At 57.7% G+C, this 20,674-nt stretch carries 15 protein-coding genes; 11 read left to right on the top strand and 4 right to left on the bottom strand.

The genetic code is table 11. From position 1 onward, the window contains the following. Positions 1-167 precede the first annotated feature (167 nt). The 9 genes from B0G52_RS11920 to B0G52_RS11880 all read left to right on the top strand — a co-directional run bounded on the left by B0G52_RS11920 (position 168) and on the right by B0G52_RS11880 (position 11,520). Positions 168-1,283, top strand: coding sequence for a hypothetical protein (locus B0G52_RS11920; RefSeq protein ID WP_094044446.1), 1,116 nt, complete (start codon positions 168-170; stop codon positions 1,281-1,283). Between the two features lie 44 nt (positions 1,284-1,327). Beyond that, positions 1,328-3,157 carry a cache domain-containing sensor histidine kinase gene (locus tag B0G52_RS11915; RefSeq protein ID WP_094044444.1) on the top strand — a complete coding sequence of 610 codons (1,830 nt, stop codon included), beginning with the start codon at positions 1,328-1,330 and terminating at the stop codon, positions 3,155-3,157. Next, positions 3,132-4,574, top strand: a complete 1,443-nt coding sequence (locus B0G52_RS11910; RefSeq protein WP_094044442.1) for a response regulator — start codon at positions 3,132-3,134, stop codon at positions 4,572-4,574. Before B0G52_RS11915 ends, B0G52_RS11910 begins: the two co-directional genes overlap by 26 nt. A gap of 231 nt (positions 4,575-4,805) precedes the next feature. Then, complete coding sequence (locus B0G52_RS11905) at positions 4,806-5,726, top strand: ABC transporter permease (protein WP_094044440.1); 921 nt, start codon at positions 4,806-4,808, stop codon at positions 5,724-5,726. After that, positions 5,726-6,601: a carbohydrate ABC transporter permease gene (locus tag B0G52_RS11900; RefSeq protein WP_094044438.1), complete on the top strand. Its 876-nt coding sequence runs from the start codon at positions 5,726-5,728 to the stop codon at positions 6,599-6,601. Before B0G52_RS11905 ends, B0G52_RS11900 begins: the two co-directional genes overlap by 1 nt. Positions 6,602-6,666: 65 nt before the next feature. Further along, positions 6,667-8,325 (top strand): type 2 periplasmic-binding domain-containing protein, encoded by a 1,659-nt coding sequence (locus B0G52_RS11895; protein ID WP_094044436.1) that lies wholly within the window; start codon positions 6,667-6,669, stop codon positions 8,323-8,325. Between the two features lie 2 nt (positions 8,326-8,327). Next, on the top strand, positions 8,328-9,221 hold the full coding sequence (locus B0G52_RS11890; RefSeq protein WP_094044434.1) for a sugar phosphate isomerase/epimerase family protein: 894 nt from the start codon (positions 8,328-8,330) through the stop codon (positions 9,219-9,221). Beyond that, complete coding sequence (locus B0G52_RS11885) at positions 9,221-10,132, top strand: DUF6528 family protein (protein WP_094044432.1); 912 nt, start codon at positions 9,221-9,223, stop codon at positions 10,130-10,132. Before B0G52_RS11890 ends, B0G52_RS11885 begins: the two co-directional genes overlap by 1 nt. 242 nt (positions 10,133-10,374) lie before the next feature. Then, entirely contained in the window at positions 10,375-11,520 is a 1,146-nt protein-coding gene (locus B0G52_RS11880) for a DUF2264 domain-containing protein (protein ID WP_094044430.1), read from the top strand. 158 nt (positions 11,521-11,678) lie between these two features. Here B0G52_RS11880 and B0G52_RS11875 read toward each other — a convergent pair whose 3' ends face one another. The 4 genes from B0G52_RS11875 to B0G52_RS11860 form a co-directional block, all read right to left on the bottom strand. Continuing rightward, a complete protein-coding gene (locus B0G52_RS11875) occupies positions 11,679-14,033 on the bottom strand; it encodes an MMPL family transporter (RefSeq protein ID WP_094044428.1) in 2,355 nt (784 codons plus the stop codon). Positions 14,034-14,058: 25 nt separating this feature from the next. Further along, positions 14,059-14,679 (bottom strand): TetR/AcrR family transcriptional regulator, encoded by a 621-nt coding sequence (locus B0G52_RS11870; RefSeq protein ID WP_094044426.1) that lies wholly within the window; start codon positions 14,677-14,679, stop codon positions 14,059-14,061. A gap of 200 nt (positions 14,680-14,879) precedes the next feature. Next, a complete protein-coding gene (locus B0G52_RS11865; protein ID WP_158223674.1) occupies positions 14,880-15,593 on the bottom strand; it encodes an SGNH/GDSL hydrolase family protein in 714 nt (237 codons plus the stop codon). Between the two features lie 75 nt (positions 15,594-15,668). Beyond that, complete coding sequence (locus tag B0G52_RS11860) at positions 15,669-16,442, bottom strand: sulfite exporter TauE/SafE family protein (protein WP_094044422.1); 774 nt, start codon at positions 16,440-16,442, stop codon at positions 15,669-15,671. 190 nt (positions 16,443-16,632) lie between these two features. On the opposite strand from B0G52_RS11860, the gene B0G52_RS11855 reads away from it, so the two are divergent. Both B0G52_RS11855 and B0G52_RS11850 read left to right on the top strand, forming a co-directional pair. Then, entirely contained in the window at positions 16,633-17,529 is an 897-nt protein-coding gene (locus tag B0G52_RS11855; protein ID WP_158223673.1) for a LysR substrate-binding domain-containing protein, read from the top strand. Between the two features lie 317 nt (positions 17,530-17,846). Further along, entirely contained in the window at positions 17,847-20,654 is a 2,808-nt protein-coding gene (locus B0G52_RS11850) for a beta-galactosidase (RefSeq protein ID WP_094044418.1), read from the top strand. Positions 20,655-20,674 lie beyond the last annotated feature (20 nt).

The following is a 20,674-nucleotide window of genomic DNA, read 5'->3' as shown; positions in this document are numbered from 1 at the left end:
GATCGAAGAACGGGGTTCCTGTCAGGAACGGCCCGTTCTTCGATGTATTTTGCGGACCGCATCTCCAGCTGCAGGAATATCTCATAAGAGGTATAGAGATCCCGGTCGATTTGCTATAAGGTGATAGAAGCAAAGGAATAAAACGATATAGACGGCGAGGGAAAGACATGAAGGTATTTTTGCGCCGAATGGTCCTGCTGTTGGCCGTACTCGCTCTGGCGGGCGGCCTGTTCGGAGGAGCGTCGGGTCATGCCGTCGAGGCGGCTGCGAGCAGGCCGACGGCGACTTACATTTCTCCGGAGCGCATTCAATTCGTCAGCTACAGCAAACAGTGGAACCAGCAGAAGCTGAAGGCGCTGTACGCCGAGCTGATGAAGAACATGCACGGCGAGGAACTGGGTTACTTGGGCAAGGTCGTTCTGTCCAACGAGGACAACGAAGAGGAACTGGGCGTCGCGAACATGGGCTACTCGTGGACGGAGGACGACATGTCCGATATCGAGATGGACGAGCTTACGGAGATCGTTCTGTACGGCGCGGACGAGAATACGACCGTCGAGAGCATGGCGACGACGTTAAGCCATGAGTACGGCCATCATTTTACTTATTATTGGCTGATTCGCAAAGAGAGGAAGCTGCCGAGCGATCCGACGACGAAGTGGGCGTCCATTCGCGCAATCAAGGGCCAGCCGGTGTTGTTTACGGACGATCCCGACCATCCCGACTACACCCATTACTGGGACCCGGGCGAAATTATGGCCGACGACTATATGGCCTTATTCGGTTCTCCGACGGCGAAGCTTAGCATGGTTAACTCTCTCCGGACAGAGGATGGCATCGGCTTCTACGGAGAAATCGAGAACGAGCAGCTGCCCCCGGTCATGACGCTTGCGGCGGTTCGCAGCTACTGGTTGAAGCTTAGCGGCATTAAAGACCCGCAGCCTCTCGTGCTTAAGGAGCCTAAGCTGAAGAAGATCGAGGCCGTGAAAAACCGCGCCGGCGGCATCGACCATAAGCTGATTTACGATGCGGGGTCCGCGAATTCGAGCGTGGCCGCAAGGCTGCAATACATCGTGTATTGGGAGAACGAAGAGGAGGAGTTCTTCGACTTCACGGACTTGACGACGGGCAAGCTTTCCATTGTCGTGCCGGACGGACTTCCCGAGACGGAGCTGACGTTTAAGGTGTACGCTTACGATCCGAAGACCAAGCAATTCGTGTACGCCAGACCGGTCGTGTACGATTTGTCCAAGCCGAAGGCTCCTGTTCGGGCAGGGAAATGAGATCATTCCTTAAGCGCGCTTGCGCAGGGAGGTAGAAGCGGGATATGCTGGCTTTGCTGCGGAAGCACTCGATTCGTTGGCAATTGATCTTCACGGGACTCCTTATTTTGTCCATTCTTATCGTGGCGGTAGTGGGCAGCTACTATCGCATTCTCCATATGACTTACGAGCGGAACAGCGTCTACACCCAAGAGATGGTCGTCACGATCCGGAACAACATTGCGTCCAATGCGGATACGATTAATCGAATTATGCCGAACATAGCCTACAACGACGTTGTTCAGCAGTATTTGCGCAGCACGGTGCCGTTAACGCAGTACGAGCTGCACCTGAAGCTCGAAAAGCTGTTCGTTAACCTGAAATCAATGAAGCAGGGTATTCTGGAAATCGTCCTCATCGGGACGAACGGGACCGGATATAACTGTATGAATTGCAAGGAAGCCATTCCCTACGAGTCGATTCCGGAACGGACATCGGCATACTACCTGGGAATTCATCCGACCCCCGACGGAGTTTCGGCCAACCTCAACTCGACGTATTCCAAGCCTTATGTGTTCTATGTCGGCGTGCCGATCTATGACTTGGATGCGTCGGCCGGTTCGAAGCTTGGATACGCGATAATGGTGCTGGACGTTAACGCGATCGTGCCGCAATTCGAATATGTATCGCAGCGTATCGCAGGGAACTTCTATGTTGTCGACCGCAACGACCGCATCTACGCAAGCAACGGCGCGGAGAACATCGGCGACCGGGTATCCCGGGAAATCGGAAGGGAAACGGGAGACGGCTCTCCGTCGACGCTTAAGCTGAGCGGGGAGAAATATATCGTACAGACGACCGAAATTCCCGAAATCGAGAGCGCGATTATCAGCAGGTTCAACGTAAAGGATTTGTTTCGCGGGCAAGAAGACGTGCAGCTGTTAATCGTCGGAATATTCGTATTGCTTATTGCGGTGCTGTTCGTCAGCTATTTGATGATTAGTCGCAACATCCTTCTTCCGCTTCGCGCGTTTATGTCTTATATTCACGGCATTCGGGCGAAAGGTCTGGACACGATGCGCAAGCGCGTCGAAGTGGAAGGATATGCGGAAATCAGCGTCATGGCGAACCACTTCAACTCGCTGCTCGACGAGATCGATGATCTGGCAACGACAATCCTCGATTCCAAAACGCATATTTTCGAATTAAAGCTGTTGAAGCAGCAGGCTGAATTGCAATTTCTCAAGAGCCAGATCAATCCGCACTTCCTGTACAATACGCTGGAGACGATGAAAGGGATCGCGATGTCGCGAGGGGTCGAGGAAATTCGCGACATCTCCGATTCGCTCAGTTTGATTTTCCGTTACAGCATCAAAGGCGGGGAGCGGGTCGCGCTGCAGGAAGAGATCGAAATTATCGAAGCCTATCTCAACATTCAACAGATTCGCTTCGCCGGGAGGTTCCGCGTCATCTACGAATTCGACGACGCGAGCCGCCATTATCCAATCATCAAGATGATTCTGCAGCCGCTCGTGGAGAACGCGATTTTTCACGGGATCGAACCGAGCATGCATCAATGCCTTCTTGTCGTGGGCAGCCGGGTGGAAGCGAACGGCGATCTGCTGCTTCGGGTGGAGGACGACGGGGTCGGGATGGAGCCCGATATTCTCGCGGAAATCCGCCAAAGCCTGAAGCAAGGCGAAACGGACAAGAGTCTTGACGTCACGCTGCAAAGACATATCGGCATTATGAACGTGCACCATCGAATCCGTTACGCTTATGGCGGCCAATACGGAATAACGGATATCCACAGCACTCCGGAACAAGGGACTCGAGTATCCGTACTTATTCCGGCAAGGGGGGACAAGGATGTACACGGCAGTACTCGTCGATGACGAAGCGTGGATTTTGGAAAGTCTGAAGGGGACGGTCGATTGGAACGAACTCGGCTTCGAGATCGTCGCGACCGCGGCTAACGGCATTGAAGGCTTCGATTGTCTGGCGCGGCTTAAACCGGACATAGCGTTCGTCGACATCCGCATGCCGGGAATGAGCGGAATGGCCGTGACCGAGAAGCTGAGAGAGGCCGGCGTTCCCACCAAAATCGTCATTGCCAGCGGATACGCGGAATTCGAATACGCCAGACAAGCGATCAAGCTTGGCGCGGTCGGTTATTGCCTGAAGCCGTTCAGAAGGGAAGAGATCGCCGAACTGTTGATTTCCGTCAAGGAATCCTTGAACAGGGAGCGTCAAGCGCTGCTGGACGAACTGACGGTTATGCTGCGGGATGAGGAATCCATTCAGGCCGACCGGATAACGGCTCTGTTAAGTCGTTTGCGTCTCGAATTCGAGGAGCAGTCCGGTCTATTCGTCATTGTCGTTCAGGAGAGAGAACCGTGCGCTCTGTTTGACGCCCGGAAGGAGATCGCCGTGCAGATCGGAAGGGGAACGACCGCTTACCTGCTGCCCGGCGAGCGTCGGCAGGAGATTGCGGACCGCTTGAGGACATCGCTGCCCGATCCCGTCGCCGGAGTGGGCATTGGCGGGATTTTCAGCGATATGACGCAGATTTGCTCACAGATTGACGCGGCCCACCGGGCCTCGTATATCTATTACATTTCCGGCAGTCAGCGAGTGCGGGAGGTTACGGGGGACGGCGGCGGCATCCCTTTGGACAGCAGGGCACTGAAATCCATAACGGACGCCGTTCACGAAGGCAACACCGGTAAAGCAGAGCAAGGTCTGGATACGTTGCATTCCCAATTCCTTGCCGGACGCTACGAGATTCATCACGCCAGGCAGTTATACCAGGTCGTCATGACCTGTCTATACCAGGCGTCCGATTCGGCCGAAGTGCCCGAACTGATCGAGAATGCCGGATTGGCGGAGACGTACCGCGATGTATCGGATATGATCTCAAGCTTGCGGCAGCTTGTGGTCGAAGGCTTGAATTCGCCGCCGCTCGGGGAGGCCGAATGGGCGGGGACCGAAGGTCCGGATACGTATCGGCAGATTATGAAATACGTTCATGAGCATTTTCGCGAAGCGTTGTCCATTAAAGATATAGCTAAGCGGTTCTACATGCACCCCAATTATGTCAGCGCTTTGCTCAAGAAGGAACTTCAGATCAACTTCACGAAATATGTGACCGATTTGCGGATACAGCATGCTTGTGAACTGCTTAGAACGTCTTCGCTTGAAATCAGCGAAGTGGCCGAGCGGGCAGGGTATCAAGACTACTTCTATTTTGCCAAGCTGTTCAAGAAGGTCATGGGGCTGACCCCTTCGGATTACCGTGCAGGCCGACAGTAGCTGCGGCAATGCCCCGATTTTCTCCAAGTCTGTAGCCGAGGACTCGCTATGCGGGTTTCTTCGGCTTTTTTTGCATCTGGAGGACTTCAAGGGCGTTTTGCCCGGTTGCTTGGATATTTACATAACGATGCTGAGAACTGTCCATATGTGAGCGAGAACAATTGCCCTAAGATGAGATTAATAAAGCGATTACAAAGCTGAAAATACATCGAAGAGGAGGCATAAGAGTTGATGAAAAACCGCGGATTGCTGCGGCGGATGGTCGAATACAAATACTTCTATTTGCTCGTCGCCCCCATGCTTGTCTATTTCATCCTATTCGAATACGTTCCGCTCTACGGCTTGATGCTTGCCTTCAAGGAGTTCAACTTTGCCAAGGGAATCACGGGCAGCGAATGGATCGGCTTGGCCAACTTCGAGGAGATTTTTCGTCTGGACGACTTCTGGGTCGCATTCCGCAACACGATCATCATCGCGTTCGGCAGACTGATCTTCGAGTTTCCTGTACCGATTATCATTGCCATGCTGCTCAACGAAGTGCGCAAGGCCCGAATGAAGAAATTCTATCAGGTCGTCTATACGTTTCCGCACTTCCTGTCGTGGGTCATTATCGGTGGAATCCTGATCAACTTCCTCGGCACCTTCGGCGTATTGAACCAGCTTCTCGAGCTGCTCGGTTTCGAGAAGGTGAATCTGCTGGTCGATCCCGATTCGTTCCGCGCCCTTATATTCGGAAGCAGTCTGTGGAGAGACATGGGCTGGGGGACGATCATCTACCTCGCCGCGATCGCGGGCATTAATCCCGCCCTATACGAAGCCGCGAGCATCGACGGAGCGAACCGGTTGAAGCAGATCTTGCATATCACCTGGCCGGGTATCGCCGGCACGGTTGCCGTCCTGTTCATTCTTAACGTGGGGGCGATGATGAGCTCCGGCGGGGGCGGGTTCGACCAGATTTTCAACCTGTACAATCCCGCGGTGTACGAGAAGGCGGATATTCTGGATACTTACGTTTACCGGCGAACGTTTGCCGTCGGCGAGAGCTTCGGGACTTCGACCGCGGTCGGCCTGCTGAAATCCGTCATCAATTTCGCCTTGTTGTACACCGCGAACAGGGCGGCCAAACGACTGGGACAGGAAGGGATTTTCTGATGAAACAGAGAAGCACGGTTGCCGATTATTTCATTCATGCATTCCTGATGCTGCTGGCTGTGATCTCGATCTCGCCGTTCTATAACGTGATCATCACCTCCTTCGCGGACCCCGCGGCCGTGAACGAGCAGTCCTTCTATCTCATCCCGACAAGCTTCGACCTCAGCTCTTACGAGATGCTGCTGAAGGGGAGCTATATCGGCTACTCGGTGATGAATTCCCTGATCGTGACCCTCGCCGGCACGCTCGTCAACATGCTGGTCACGACTTGCGGCGCCTATGCGCTATCGAAGAAAGGCATGCCCGGAAGAGGAGTGATGATGTCCGGCATTATTTTCACGATGCTGTTCAGCGGAGGATTGATCCCGTTCTACTTAACGATTAAAAATTTGCACATGATCAATACGTACAGCGCGATGATTTTACCCGTGGCGGTCAGCACCTTCTTCCTCATCGTCATGATCAGTCAATTCCGCACGATCCCCAGGGATTTGGAGGAATCGGCGAAGATCGACGGAGCCAACGACATTTACATTTTGTTCCGCATCGTCATTCCGATCGTTAAGCCGACAATGGCCGCGATTACGCTGTTTTATGCCGTTGCCCGGTGGAATGAATGGTATTACGCCATGCTGTTCATGACCGAGACGAAAATGTATCCGATGCAGTTGTTCCTCAGGAACATGCTGCTGGACGTCACGAAGATGGCGCGGGACGACATGGGAGCCGCGATGGTCGCGCAACTAAGCCAGATTTATCCGGACGGCTTGAAGATGGCCAGCGTCGTGTTGACGATGACTCCGATCATGCTGGTGTATCCGTTCTTGCAGAAGCATTTTGCCGCAGGCGTTACTCTCGGGGCGGTGAAAGAATAGAGATGGTTTCGGGACCGATCGGTCTTGAGATAGAGGATTGATCCAACCAGGGGAGGGAATTACAGATGATTAACGGGAAAAAAGGTTTATTGTTCATGCTGTCGATCGCGCTGTTCGCATCTATACTGGCAGCATGCTCGGGCGGGGCGAATTCGCCGAATGAGAACGCGAGCCCCGCTGCGCCTTCAGGCGGCAGCGAAGCTTCCGGGAGTGCGAGCGAAGATCCGTTCGCCGAACACATGGACATCTCGATCTCGCACTACAACATCGGGCAAGCGTTCCCGGACCGAAAATCCGACGGCCTGCTGAAGATGATCGAAGACAAGTTCAACGTCACTTTTGTCGATCGGGTCGTGAGCTATTCGGACTATGTGGAGAAATACCGGATCTGGAGTACGTCCGGCGAACTGCCGGATGTCATCAGTCACGATATTATCAACAATTCGACCTACTATTCCTGGATCGAACAAGGCATCGTTCGCGCGCTGCCGTCCGATCTCGGCGCCTATCCGAATATTCGCAAGGTGATGGAGCTTGAGGACGTGAAAGGGTTCCAGGTTGACGGCAAGTATTACATGATTCCAAGACTGACGTACAACAGCAACGAGCAGAAGGCGTTGGAGCGGGCGTTGATCGTCAGGAAGGACTGGATGGAAGCGCTGAGTTTGCCGGAACCGGTCACTTACGAAGATTATGCGAATATGCTTGCGGCGTTCGCCAAGAAGGATCCGAACGGCAATCAGAAGGACGATACGATCGGGTTGACCGCGCGTACGAACAACATGCTCATGGCGGTAGGGTCCGGGTCTTTCCCGAATGTCGCCAACAGCTCGTGGGTGAAGGAGGACGGGCAATACATTCCGTTCTACGCATCCAAGCGGATGGACGAATACGTGACCCGCATGAGAGAACTGTACACGTCCGGAGCGATCGATCCCGACTTCGCGATCGTGCAGACGAACGAGGGGATCGAGAAGTTCGGACAGGGCAGGGCGGGCGCGATCGCGATGCAAGCGACTCCGAGCGGGCTGAAGCTGCTGGAGACGGCATGGAACAAGTACAACAAGAATGCGGCGTTCAAGGACAGCATCCGCATTTATCCGATATCTTGGGAGACCGACGACGGTTCGCGATACAGCTTCGAGATGCTGTCGTTCTGGTCGGAAACTTATTTCAGCGCAAATGTAAGCGACAAGAAGATGGAACGCATTATGCGAATCTACGACTACTTGCTGTCGGACGAGTATATGACGACCAACCTGTACGGGCTTGAGGGCAAGGATTACACGAAAGAAGGAGACAAGTATACGATTGCGCGCGAGAAGGGCGAGGACGGCAACTATAAGAAGCTGCCGGAACTGTATCCGTCCCTGAATCTGTTCGGCTCCCTGGCGGCATGGTATAAGTGGCAGGAGTACGAGCAGAGCGAGATCGCCAAAATCAACCTGGGCGAACCCGTGTATCATCTCGTGCAAGAGACGTTGGCGGAGTTCGTGAAGCTGGACGTCATCCCGACAAATCTGAACGTGGACTACCTGTATACGGAAGCGAAGACGAAACTGAGCGCGGTCAATCCGACGGAGGATTTGATCAAGGTCATTCTGGGTAAAGACGATCCGGTGGAGATGTGGCGGAATATCGTCAAAGGCTACGACAACAAGGGGCTGCAGCAGGCGATTAAAGAAGTGAACGAAGCCGTTCAAGCGCAAGGATTGGATCAATAGAGATGAATGCGAAGCGCTATACACGGAAAGCTGCGGATCGGACGGCGTCGGCGCCGTCCGATCCGCGGAGATGGCGGCCGGGCACCTCGCTGCAGATCGGACCCGGCGGTGCGACCAATATGAAGCTGGAGGAACTGCACGCGGCGGACATCCGTTGCATCGAATTGGCGTGGCGCAATGATGAGTTCGATATTTTCGATTCAGCCAACGAGCGGATGCTTGGACGATTAGCGGCAAGGGCAAGAGAGCTCGGCATAGAGATCTGGTCGTTGCATCTTCCCTACGGAGAAGCCTGGGATGTATCCGTAATCCATAGCGGAGACAGGGATGCCGCGATCTCGCGGCATCTTCGCCTGCTCGGGATGGCCGATCGTTGGAACATCCGGACGACGGTTCTGCATCCGAGCTGGGAGCCGATTCCGCAAGCCGAGCGGCAACAACGGCTGTCGGCCTGCCAACAATCGCTTGCCCTCTTGTCCGAATCAAGCAGTCGGCTTGGCGTGAGGATCGCGGTGGAGTGCTTGCCCCGTACTTGCCTTGGGCACACCAGCGAGGAGATGGCCGTATTGCTCGAAGCGGATGAACGACTGGGCGTATGCTGCGACGTGAACCATCTGACGCGGGAGACGCCAGCCCGATTTATTCAAGCGCTCGGTTCTCGGCTGTTCACGGTTCATATGTCCGATAATGACGGCATCGATGAAAGGCACTGGCTTCCGGGACAGGGGGTCATTCGTTGGAACGACGTCATCGGGGCGCTGGCGGATCGGGGGTATGACGGCCCGTTCATGTTCGAAGCGCGCCCTGTCCAGCCGTCCCGGTTGGCGGACTGCTGGCGCGAATTATTGACGGACTATGTGTGCGACCAGAGGGAGAGGAAGGAAGAGGGATCTTAATGCGCGTAATTACGGCGAATGGCATCGAAGTCGCAGTGATGGACCAGGCGTCCAAGAGAATTCGATTGTTCGGCTCACTCATGGGAGGCCGGGAAGTTCAAGCCGAGGAGATCTGGTCGTGGTCGCCCGAAGCCGCGAGCGGATTCGAGCGCTTGTCGACGGCGTGGGGGCTTCCTACGGACGCGAAAATCAGATACGGCCGGACGAACCGGCTGGAGATGGCGGTCACGGATTCGTTAGGATTGGCGGCGATCGTGCCTTACCCGGAAGGCGGCTCCCTTCGTTGGGGATTAAACGCGGGAGGCAATCCGCATTCGGCCGAGCTGCTGCCGGACGGCAACATCGCCGTTGCCGCCAGCACGGGCGGATGGGTGCGTCTGTACGCCTCGTCTCAAGGGCCGGATTGCTCCGACTATGCGGAGTATCGTCTGCCCGGGGCGCATGGCGTGCAGTGGGACCCGTTGCATCAGCTGTTGTGGGCGCTTGGCGACGACGAATTGATTGCGCTGAAAGTCGAAGGGACGGAGGCGTCGCCGCGATTGCGGGATACGCAGCGGATCGCGCTGCCTTCCGATGGCGGCCACGATCTGCAGCCGGTATACGGCGACAAGGATCGGCTATGGGTGAGTACGCGTACGAAGGTATATCAATTCGTCAAGTCGTCCCGTATTTTCGACGAGCATTATGCCTTCAACGAGCGGATCAGCCGCGCTCATGTCAAGAGTATCGGCAACGACTTGTCCGGACGGATCGTGTTTGCGGCTGCCGACGGCGTCCTGCGCCCGGAAACGGGGTATCTGAATAACGATTGGTGCACGGACCGGGTCGAGTGCGGGCATCGCAAAGACGCTCTGGTCATCCCCGAGTCGGCCTTGTATAAGGCAAGGGTCTGGAATCCGGATTACCAATGAGCGCTGGAGCCCCTAACGGCTCCATCCGGATAGTTGAGCAAGCCTGCGATCTGCCGAACGTCTATTTCTAATTGACCTAAAGATTTGCTTCCATTTTATGCTGTGCAACTGCGCGCGGTTTGCTAGAATGAATGTGCGGACATCGCTTGGCACAGAACATGAGCGATGTCGCGTATTGAGACGGCATACGAAGGGCCAAAGAGCAGCCGCCGCTTGTGAAGCGGACAATGGGGGAAGGTTATATGAATTCCGGACAACTGGATCGAGCTTACTGGATCGAGACGTTGAGACGCATCGCGGATCCCGTGCTGAATCACCTTGCAAGACGCGAGCTTAAGCTGAAAATGCCGGTTGAAACGAGCGGCGTGGAAAGAGAGAAGTTTACGCATTTGGAGGCGCTTGGAAGGTTGCTGTGCGGCTTGGCGCCCTGGCTGGAGTCGGGAAGCGACGAAGGGGAGGAAGGGCGGCAGCGCAGAGCTTACGCGGAGCTGGCGCGCGCGGCGATCGATGCCGGCACCGATCCGGATTCGCCGGATTATATGAATTTTACATATGGAGGCCAGCCGATCGTGGACACGGCCTTCCTCGCGCATGCGATTCTAAGGGCTCCGACGGAGCTGTGGGACAAGCTGGGCGATCAAGTCAAAGCGAACGTGATCGCCGCCTTGAAGGCGACGCGAACGCGCAAGCCGGTATACAGCAACTGGCTGCTGTTCTCGGCGCTGATCGAGACGGTTCTGTATCGTGCTGGCGAGGACTGGGACCCGATGCGCGTCGACTACGCGATCCGCGAGCACGAGAACTGGTACAAGGGCGACGGAATTTACGGAGACGGCCCCGATTATCATGCCGACTACTATAACAGCTTCGTCATTCAGCCGATGCTCGTCGATATTTTGGATGTCGTGCATTCTCTCGATTCGGAATGGAGCGAGATCCGGGAACGGGCGCTGTCGCGTGCTTCCCGTTACGCGACGCAGCTGGAGCGGTTCATCGCGCCGGACGGGACGTTCCCGCCGCTGGGCCGTTCGCTGGCGTATCGTTTCGGAGCGTTCCAGCACCTGTCGCAGATGGCGCTTCAGCACCGGCTGGAAGCGTCTGTCGAGCCTGCCCAGGTACGCAGCGCGCTGACGGCGGTCATTCGCCGCACGATCGAGGCGCCGAATACGTTTGACGCGGACGGCTGGCTGACGATCGGATTTTGCGGACATCAGCCGGGCGTGGGCGAGCCTTACATTTCTACCGGAAGCCTGTATTTGTGCGCGGCGGTGTTTCTTCCGCTCGGCCTCCCGGAGAACGATCCGTTCTGGCAAGGCGAAGCGGCTTGGACGCAAGCGAAGGCTTGGGGAGGGCTTTCCTTTCCGATCGATAAGGTGCTGAAGCTGTGAAAACGATTCAAATAAACGGAGCTGTCCCAGAGTCAGGCAACAAGTATTATCGAGACAGAATAGGGAGATACATACCCCGTTCTTATTTATCGATAATACCAATTGTTGCTCTGACTTCATTTGGGACAGCCCCGTTTTTTGTCATGCAGGGATGAGGTTTAGTGTGCCCGAGACGCGTTCGGTGCAGAGACGGCGCCATTCGCGTTTGCGGCATGGAGCTCGGCGATCAGCTTGTCTCCTTCGACGTCAAGGTTCGGCAGCAGACGGTCAAGCCATTTCGGCAGCCACCAGGCTTTGTCGCCGAACAGGGCCATGACGGCCGGGACGAGCATCATGCGGACGACGAACGCATCGATCAGAATGCCGATCGCCAGCGCGAAACCGATTTGCTTGATCATAATATCGTGCGTGAAAATAAATCCGGCGAATACGGAAACCATGATGACCGCTGCGGCTACAACGACGCGACTGGCCAGACCGTACCCGTGAACGACGCTCTGATTGCCCCGATCGCCGTGGACGTAAGATTCCCTCATGGAGGAAACGAGGAATACCTGATAGTCCATCGCGAGGCCGTACAGAATTCCCGTCGCGACGATCGGGATAAAGCTGAGCAGCGGTCCGCCGGTATCGAATCCGAACAGATCTTTTAACCATCCCCATTGGAAGACGGCCGTGGTCAGCCCGAACGTGGCAAGCACGCTGAGGAGGAAGCCTACGGTCGCTTTGATCGGAACGAGAATCGAACGGAACACCAGGAGCAGAATGATCAGCGAAAGAAGGACAATGATTCCGATATAAACCGGGAACACTTCGGCCAGCTTGGCGGACATGTCGATATTGACGGCGGTGAAGCCGGTAACTCCGACGGATACTTGATGCTTTTGCGCAATCGCGGAATCGGAGGACCTTAAATCTTCGACCAGCTTGCGCGTCGCTTCGTCCGTCGGCCCGGTCGTCGGAATGATGCTCAGGATGGCCATGTCCCCGGTTTCATTGATGCCCAGAGGATTGACGACGGAAACTCCCTCGACGGCTTGAAGATCCTGCAAGAGACCGTACATCGCTTGCTGTGTAATCGCTCCGGAGGGATCGCTTGGCTCGGCGACGATGAGCAGAGGACCGTTGAAGCCTTCTCCGAAAGCTTCCGACACCGCATCGTAGCTTTGCCGGATGGACGTGTCCAGATTCGCGGAGCCTCCGGAAGGAATGCCCAGCTCCATCTTGGCAGCCGGAAGCGCGGCCGCGCCCAGAATGACGATAATCCCCACGATAACGGGCCAGCGGAACTTGATGACTCCCCGTACCCATTTGTCGGCGAAGCCGTGCTGGCTGTCCGCGCCTTTGGACCGGCTCTTCTCGCGCGCCTTGGGAGAGCAGATGCGCTCGCCCAGCAGTCCGAGCATGGCCGGAAGCAGGGTAAGGGCGATCAGCACGTTAAGGAACACGGTAACCGAAGCGACGAGAGCCATCATGCTCAGGAAGGAAATGCCGATCACGAGAAGGCCGCACAGGGCGATGATGACGGTCAACCCGGCGAAGAACACCGCGCTTCCCGCTGTGCCTACGGCTCTGCTCGCGGCTTCGCGCGCGGTCAGTCCCTGATCGAGAATAAGCCGGCGCTGGCGATTGACGATGAAGAGCGCGTAATCGATGCCGACGGCCAGTCCGATCATCAGAGCCAGGACCGGGGTGACGGAGGTCATCGCGACGAACTTGGAGACGGCGAATGCGCCGCCGACGCCGATCCCGACGCCGAACAGGGCGATAACGAGCGGCAAACCGGCCGCAACGACGGAACCAAGGGTTACAACAAGCACGATCGCGGCGATGGCCAAGCCAACGACTTCCTGAGGTCCGACCGGAACTTCGAACGGCTCAAGTGTGTCGCTCGGCCAGGCTCGAATGCCGGTGCCGCTTTCCGCGTTCTTGACGGCCTCGATGATAGCGTCCTTTACTTCGTTCGGAAGCGAGGAGTGCTGCACGGTGAATTGAAACTGGAACAGGACGACGCTGCCGTCGGAAGAAATCAATATCCCGGGCATCGGCATTCCGTCCACGATAAGCGGACCGTAAGGCGGAAGCTCGGCAGGCGCGGCCTGACTCTCGCCGGACGTCTGCAGAGCGGCATCCGCCAGGGACGAATCCGCCGAGGAAGCTTCGCCGGCGGCTGCGGCTAACAGCTCGGCCGGGTTGATGACTTGGTCCAGGCCGTAGACCCGGTTCACCGCCTCGAGGATTGCGGCCAGATGATCCGGGGCGTCGAGCCGTTCGCCTTCGGGGGCTTTGAACACGACGCTCGCCTGCCCGCCGGAAGCTTGCGGCAATTCCTTTTCCAACTTATCGAGCAGCTTCTGCGACTCCGTGCCTTCCAGCTTCATCTCGGAGCTGACGTGAATTCCGTTGACTCCGAGCAGCGCGACAGCGACGCCGAGAATAAGAATCCAGCCGACGATGAAGCCCCACGGCTTGTCATACGCCGTTTTTCCGATTCTGTACAGTAACTTGGACATGCAGTTGATTCTCTCCTTTTATGGTCTAAATCTGAAATCCGTTGCGCAAATAGCCGAACGCCGTGTCGATGTACTCGTCGAAAGAGATCGCATCCGGCATCTCGTCTACGGGCTGACCCGGCAGCCGTACATGGGCGCTCCCGTCGAGCAGAGGGTGAATGGCCGCGTAAGCCGCTCCGACGAGGAAATGAATGAATCCTGTCGCGTATTGCTCGCGGAACAAATCGTCCAACAGGTTCTGGGCTTTCGTCTGCAGTCCGTAAATGACGCTTAGTGTATAGGGCTCGAGGGTGGGGTGCTTTTTGGACAGCTCCACCAGCCGGCGCATTTTATGAATGACGTCCCCGGCAAGCTGCATCTTGGTCAGATGGTGCACCAATTCAAGCGGCGAAGTGTTTTCGGGCAGCCGGTGGACCAGGTCGATAAATTCCTCGGTTCCGTGATAAGGCACGGCGGACATGGCAACCGCTTCTTCCTTGCAGGAGTAGTAGTTGGCGAACGTTCTCCGGGAATACCCGGCGGTCTGAACGACATCGTCGACGACGAAGCCGTCGATGCCTCGCTCCAGCGTAAGCTGGAACGCCGCCTCGGCCAACGCATGGGCGGTCGCTTCTTTTTTGAATTCGCGCAAGCCTTGTTTGTTCATGCTCTTGCTCCCCTCGTAAGTCAGGTCGAATTCTACATTAGCATAAACTTGCCCAAAGAGCAAAAATTCTCAAAGTGCAAGATTGCGCTTTGCGCATTGCGAATAAACGGCGCGAGAAGCTGGGACTTGATTAACTCCATTAAAAAAAACGGCGATGCCGGGAAGCGATCCCTGCACCGCCGTTGCTATTTTAATCTCGTCTATCCGTTCGAGAACGACCCGCTTTCCGGGGAGGTTTCCAATCGCCGGAGAAGGAGGCTTGCTTCCGGTTCCAGGCTCTGCGGCGCATTCGCGAGCGGCAGACCCAGGCGGCTCAGCAAGTATCGCGCCATGGCCAGATTGCCGCAGGCGTTCAGATGAAGCCAATCCCTCATCAGCTTGCGGTAATCGGACGGGTCGGCCCGATAGAACGGCTCGAAATGCGAGTATTGATCGACGAGAGCGGTTCCTAGCTCATCGGCCGTTTGCCGGACGGCATCCATGGCGGCTTCGAATCGCGGCCGGAAACCGGGGATGCCGCTGTCTTCGTATACCGGGCAGTAGTACGTCTGCAGGAGAGGTTCGGCGCCGAAGGAACGGACAAGCTCGCAAATTTGCCGCAGATTCGACTTGTACCGGGGAAGCGGCATCTCCGTAATCATATCGTTGCCGCCGATCGTCACGATGACCAGCGAAGGAGACAAAGGCTCGACGTCGCGTCCGATCCGGTCCAGCAAATGCTCGGTCGTCTCTCCTCCGACGCCTTGGTTGATGACGGAGACGTGGCTTCCGATATGTTCGCGCGCCTGAACGTGCAGCCATTCCGCCCAGCCGAGCCGTCCTTCGTTGTCCGCGGTCAGAGCTGTATTGCTTGAACCGAAAGCGACGATGCGCCGGGAGATTTCCGGGCGCTGCTTCCAATCCGTCAGGTTCATGTTCGACATCCTTTCTTCTCGGGGATAGGTCTCGCAGTTTCGCCCGGCTCTCGTCAAGCCAATCCGGACAGCCGATCAGCCGATCAGCAAAATCAAGCCGCCCGCTATCGGCACCGCGACGATCGCTCCTTGCAGGAAACGCACGGGAACCCGTCCCGTCAGTTTGGCGCCCAAATAGGAGCCGAGCATGATGCTCGGGGCGACCGCCGCCAGCAGCCCCAGATCCAGGTGGCCCGTCCGGTAATAGCCGAGCCCTCCGCCAAGCGCGATCGGGACGATAATTGCCATTGTCGTGCCTGCGGCCAGCCGCGCGGACAGACCGAGCACGGCGAGCAGGCCGAGCTGGATGAACGGGGTGGAGCCGATTCCGAACAACCCGGACATCGTGCCCGTGGCGAGTCCGATGCCGAGCGCGCCAAGCCGGCTCCGGAGCGTTCCGCGTTTCGCGTCGGCCGCCGGCTCCTCGGCTGCCTCCGCATCGCGACGAGCTCCGAAGCGCAGCCTGAGCCACAGGGCCGCTCCGGACAGAATCAGCATGCTCGCGGTCAGCATGCCGAGCGTCCGGCTGGGGATGTCTACCGCCAGTCCGGAGCTCCACCAGGCTCCCGCCGCGCCGCCCGCTCCGGCGACGACGCCGATGCCAAGCCGCATGTTGCCCTGCCTGTAATGGCTGACCGCGCCGGAGAGCGAAGACAGCAGCATGGCCAGCAAGGCGGTTCCCAGCACGGTGTGGATCGAGTAGCCGAATCCGACCGTAAGGATGGAGATGATGAAGCCCGATCCGCCCGCGCCTACGAAGCCGAGCAGCAATCCGATCGCGAACATGGACAGGGCGACTTGCGCAAGCATGAGAGCGAGTCACTTCCTTTCAACTCAAAACAACCTGTCTGAAGCCGGCAAAGCCATCCCTTTCGGAATGTAATGGGCTTCCCCTTCATTGGTTCGACTTATATAGTAAATCACAGCGAATCGGATAAGTGAAATGCATCATTTGCAGGATAATGATGTTATAATTGCATCGAAAAAGGAGGACGAACGGATGGAATGGCAGCAGCTTGAATATTTCCGCGCAGCGGCGCAGGAAGAGCATTTCACGAAAGCGGCGGAGAGGCTCTCCGTCTCTCAGCCCGCGCTCAGCCGATCCCTTGCCAAGCTGCAGCGGGAACTGGGAGTCGATCTGTTCGACAGGCAGGGGCGAACCGTCCGGTTAAATCGCTATGGCCGATCTTTCTATGCCAGAGCCGCGAGAATTCTGCAGGAGATGGAAGAGGCGAAGCTGGAGCTGCGTCAGCTGCAGCAAACGCAATTCGGCGAAGTATCGCTTGCCTTCTTGAAGTCGCTGGGGATATCCTTCGTTCCCCGGCTGCTCGGGAGCTTCCGGGAACGCTATCCGCACGTCTCGTTTAAGCTGCATCAGGATTCGTCGTCGGCCATGCTGGAGCAGCTTCGGCGGGGAGAGGCGGATTTCTGTTTGTCGGCGGTGACCGATACGACGCCGGAGATCGCATGGGGTAGTCTGTGGACGGAGGAATTGTTCGTGTTCGTGCATCGAGCCCATCCGTTCTCGGGCCGCAGGTCGGTCGAATTCGAGGAGATCGCCGACGAGAAGTTCATTGCCTTAAAGCCGGGCTTCAGCAGCAGGGCGCTGCTGGATCGGCTGTTCCTGGAGAACGGAAGGGAACCGCAGGTAGTCTTCGAAGGCGAGGAAACCATCGGCGTTCTCGGCTTTGTCGCCGCCAATCTGGGGATCGCTTTGCTGCCCCGGATCGACGGAGTGGCGATGAAGGACGTGGCCGCGCTGTCGCTGGCCGATCGTTCCCCGCATCGCACGATCGGACTCGCTTGGCGCAAGGATCGTACCTTGACGGCAGCGGCTGCGCTTTTTCGCGCGCACCTGGTCGCGTTCAGCCAAGGGACGCTTTCTCCGTCTGAGTGAGGAGACGGAGCTTTCCCGCGATAGGCGATTTCGTCGGCGGAGATCGTTGCTTCGCAGAGGCCGAAGAAAAAATGCCAAATGAATCCAAGGATACTCTTGACAAAAACGAGAGAGTCAGTTTATATTCTACATGAAAGCGCTTCATTTAAAATGTAACCCGTTACACTCGAAGGAGATTCAGGATGCTTCAACGGACAGCATCCTTGTTTTTTCGACAATATGTAACCGGATTCATGAAACGGGTTACACGATAGAAACGAAAGAGGTTGTACGATTCGCAAGGGTTCCCGGGTTTCGTGAAGAAGGAGGAGAAAAGAATGTTGCCAAGCATTGCTCCCATTCAATTGTCGCAAGAGGCTCTCCGGATTCGCGGACAGGCGCAAATCGTCCTATGCGCTTCCGCCTTTTATTTCCGAATTCCCCGAGAGCGTTGGGCGAAGCGGTTGGCTGCGCTCCGGGCGTACGGGTACGATTGCGTCGACGTTTATTTTCCCTGGAACTACCATGAAGAGTCGGAAGGGAAGTGGCGCTTCGACGGAGACCGGGATGCCGACGCTTTCCTGGAAGCGGTCCGGGAAGCCGGCTTGCTTGCCGTCGCCCGTCCGGGTCCGTACATCTGCTCGGAATGGGACGGAGGCGGACTTCCCGCCTACTTGCTGGCTGAGGACGGCATTCGCCTAAGGGATAATGATCCGGTCTACTTGCGGCACGTCTCAAGATGGTATGACCGCATCCTGCCGATTCTGCGTCGGCACCAGCTGTCCGAAGGCGGCCCGATCCTCTGCGTACAGCTCGAGAACGAGCTGGATTTCTATGGCTGCCAGGACCCTGCGGGCTACATCGCGGCGCTGAGAGATATGGCGTTACGCCACGGGATTGAGGTGCCGCTGATCGCCTGCGCCGGGCAAGGAGGATTGTCCGAGGCGACCGGAGACGCGGAGGGGGTCGTTCCGGCGTGCAACTTCTATCCGAACGATCGCGATCCCGAGTTCGAGGAGAAGGTGCTCCGCTACCGGGAGCGGCTGGCCGAACGGAACTATCCGCTGCTCGTGACCGAGACGAACCGTTCCCATTTCTTGCTGCGCAGGCTGCTGTCCTGCGGGACGAAGCTGCTCGGTCCGTACTTGCAGATGTCCGGAACGGACTTCGGCTTCTCGAACGCGACCAACAACTGGGGAGATCCGCTCGCCTTCCTGACGTCCGACTACGATTTCGGAGGGATGATCTCGCCCGAAGGACGCATTCGCCCGGAAGCGTACGAAGGCCGTCTTCTGAGGCGACTCATGGACGCTTACGGCGAATCGTTCGCCGAGGCGGTTCCGCTGACCGTCCCCCCGGCAATCGGCGTCGAAGAAGGTGCGCTCCAAGCCGTCCTCGGTCCCAGGGCGCTCGAACTAAGCCGCGGAGGACAGCTCGTATTCCTTCATCATGCGGGAGAGCGGACGCAAGAGGAGCCGCACAGGGCCGAGGACATTCCGCTCTCACTTCCGGACGGGCGAATCGTTCCTCTCCGACTGGCTGCCGGCGGCTCGATTGCGCTGCCGACGAACCTGCCGATTGCCGAATGGGGAACGCTGCTGCATTCGACCGCGGAGCTGTTCCTGCGCGAAGAGAACGAGAGCGGTCTGCTGATCGCGTTCCATGCGGAAGGAGCGGGGGAACTGGCGATCGGCGATTGCGCCGATGCGCTCGTCTGGGAGACGGAAGGAGCGGAGCCAGCCAACGACGGCAGCCGTATCCGCATCGCATTCGGAGAACAGCGGCCGGCATGGATTCGCGCAACCAAGCCGGACGGCTCACGCTTGACGCTGGCGGTCGTCGACAGGGAGACCGCCTTAACGGCAGAGCGGATCGGAGCGGACGGGGAGATCGAATCGAAGCCGCGCGAGCGGTATGACGACTCGCCCGTTCCGACGGCCATGCGGTGGACGACAGCTTCGGCCGATCCGACCGCGCCGCTGGGCGGAGCCGAGCTGCGCTCCGTTCCTCGGCTGGACTTCCTGGAGCAGCATGGCATCTATCGGGGCTACGCCTGGTATGAAGCCGAGCTCGGGGAAGCCGCCGCGGGCAAGCGGACGGGATGGCTGCTGCGCCGGGCGAGCGACGTCTTGTCGCTCTACGCCGACGGCGCTTACCGCGGCACCTACGTTCCGGGAGGGTCCGACCGCTACGTGGATTCCCCGGAAACGGCGATCCGCAAGCTGGCCGTCCGCGCGGAAATCTGGGGACATTCCAACTTCCACGATGCCCGTCTGCCCGGGCTCGATATTTGTTCGGCGAAGGGGCTGAAGGACGTCGTGTCCGTCTCCAAAGTACATCGGCTCGGAGGCAGCTGGCGAACGCGATACGTCAGAGAGGCGGAGCGGGAACGGCTCGCCGAATGGGCGAGCCCGGAGCTGGACGACCGCTCCTGGACGATCGCGGGCTTCGGCGGCTGGCTGTCCTCGGAGAGGCCGGCGCTCGAATGCTTCAGGCGCTCGTTCCCGGCTGCGGCGGATGCCGATTCGTGGACGGTTCATTTTGACGGATTGCAAGGAAGGGTTCGTCTTTACGTGAACGGAGTCGACGCGGGCCAAGTCAATCCGTACGATCCTTATCTGGACGTAACGCCGTACATCGTTCCGGGAGAGGCCGCGCTGCTGGCAGCGTTCCTGGAGCGGACAACGGAAGCCGGGGCGGGAGACGTGGTCGTCTACGAAGGGAATGCAGCTCGAAAGTGGCAGTTGGCCGGAGTGGGGGAACAGGAGCTTGCGGCTGAAGCGCGCGTCCGATCGGGCGAAGTATCGGAAGACGCCGCCGAATGGCCCTGCCGGCTGGAGCCGGGGGAGATGCGCTGGCTGTTCGCGCCGATCCCGGCCTCCCCGAGCGCCGAAGGCTGGCGCGTCCGCATCAGCGGCTCCGGGCTGAAGCTGAATGTGCTGGTCGGGGACCGTCTCGTCTCCCGCCTATGGCTCGATGGGGGAACGGAGCGTCCGAGCATGAGCGGGGGAGACGCGGGCTCGTTCTGGATTCCCGGGCCGTGGCTCGGAGACGGCGGCGCGGGAGAGCGGCTGTCGCTTCTGCTGGAAGCGGTAGACGCGAGCGCGGCCGGCGCGCTTGAACGGCTCGATTTTATACCGGCCTGACGATTCCGGAAGGAGGTGCC

Source organism: Cohnella sp. SGD-V74, from assembly GCF_003001675.1.
In the GTDB taxonomy this organism is placed as follows: Bacteria; Bacillota; Bacilli; order Paenibacillales; family Paenibacillaceae; genus Cohnella.
The sequence above is the reverse complement of the archived record's forward strand: the minus strand, read 5'-3'. Positions and strand labels throughout refer to the sequence as shown.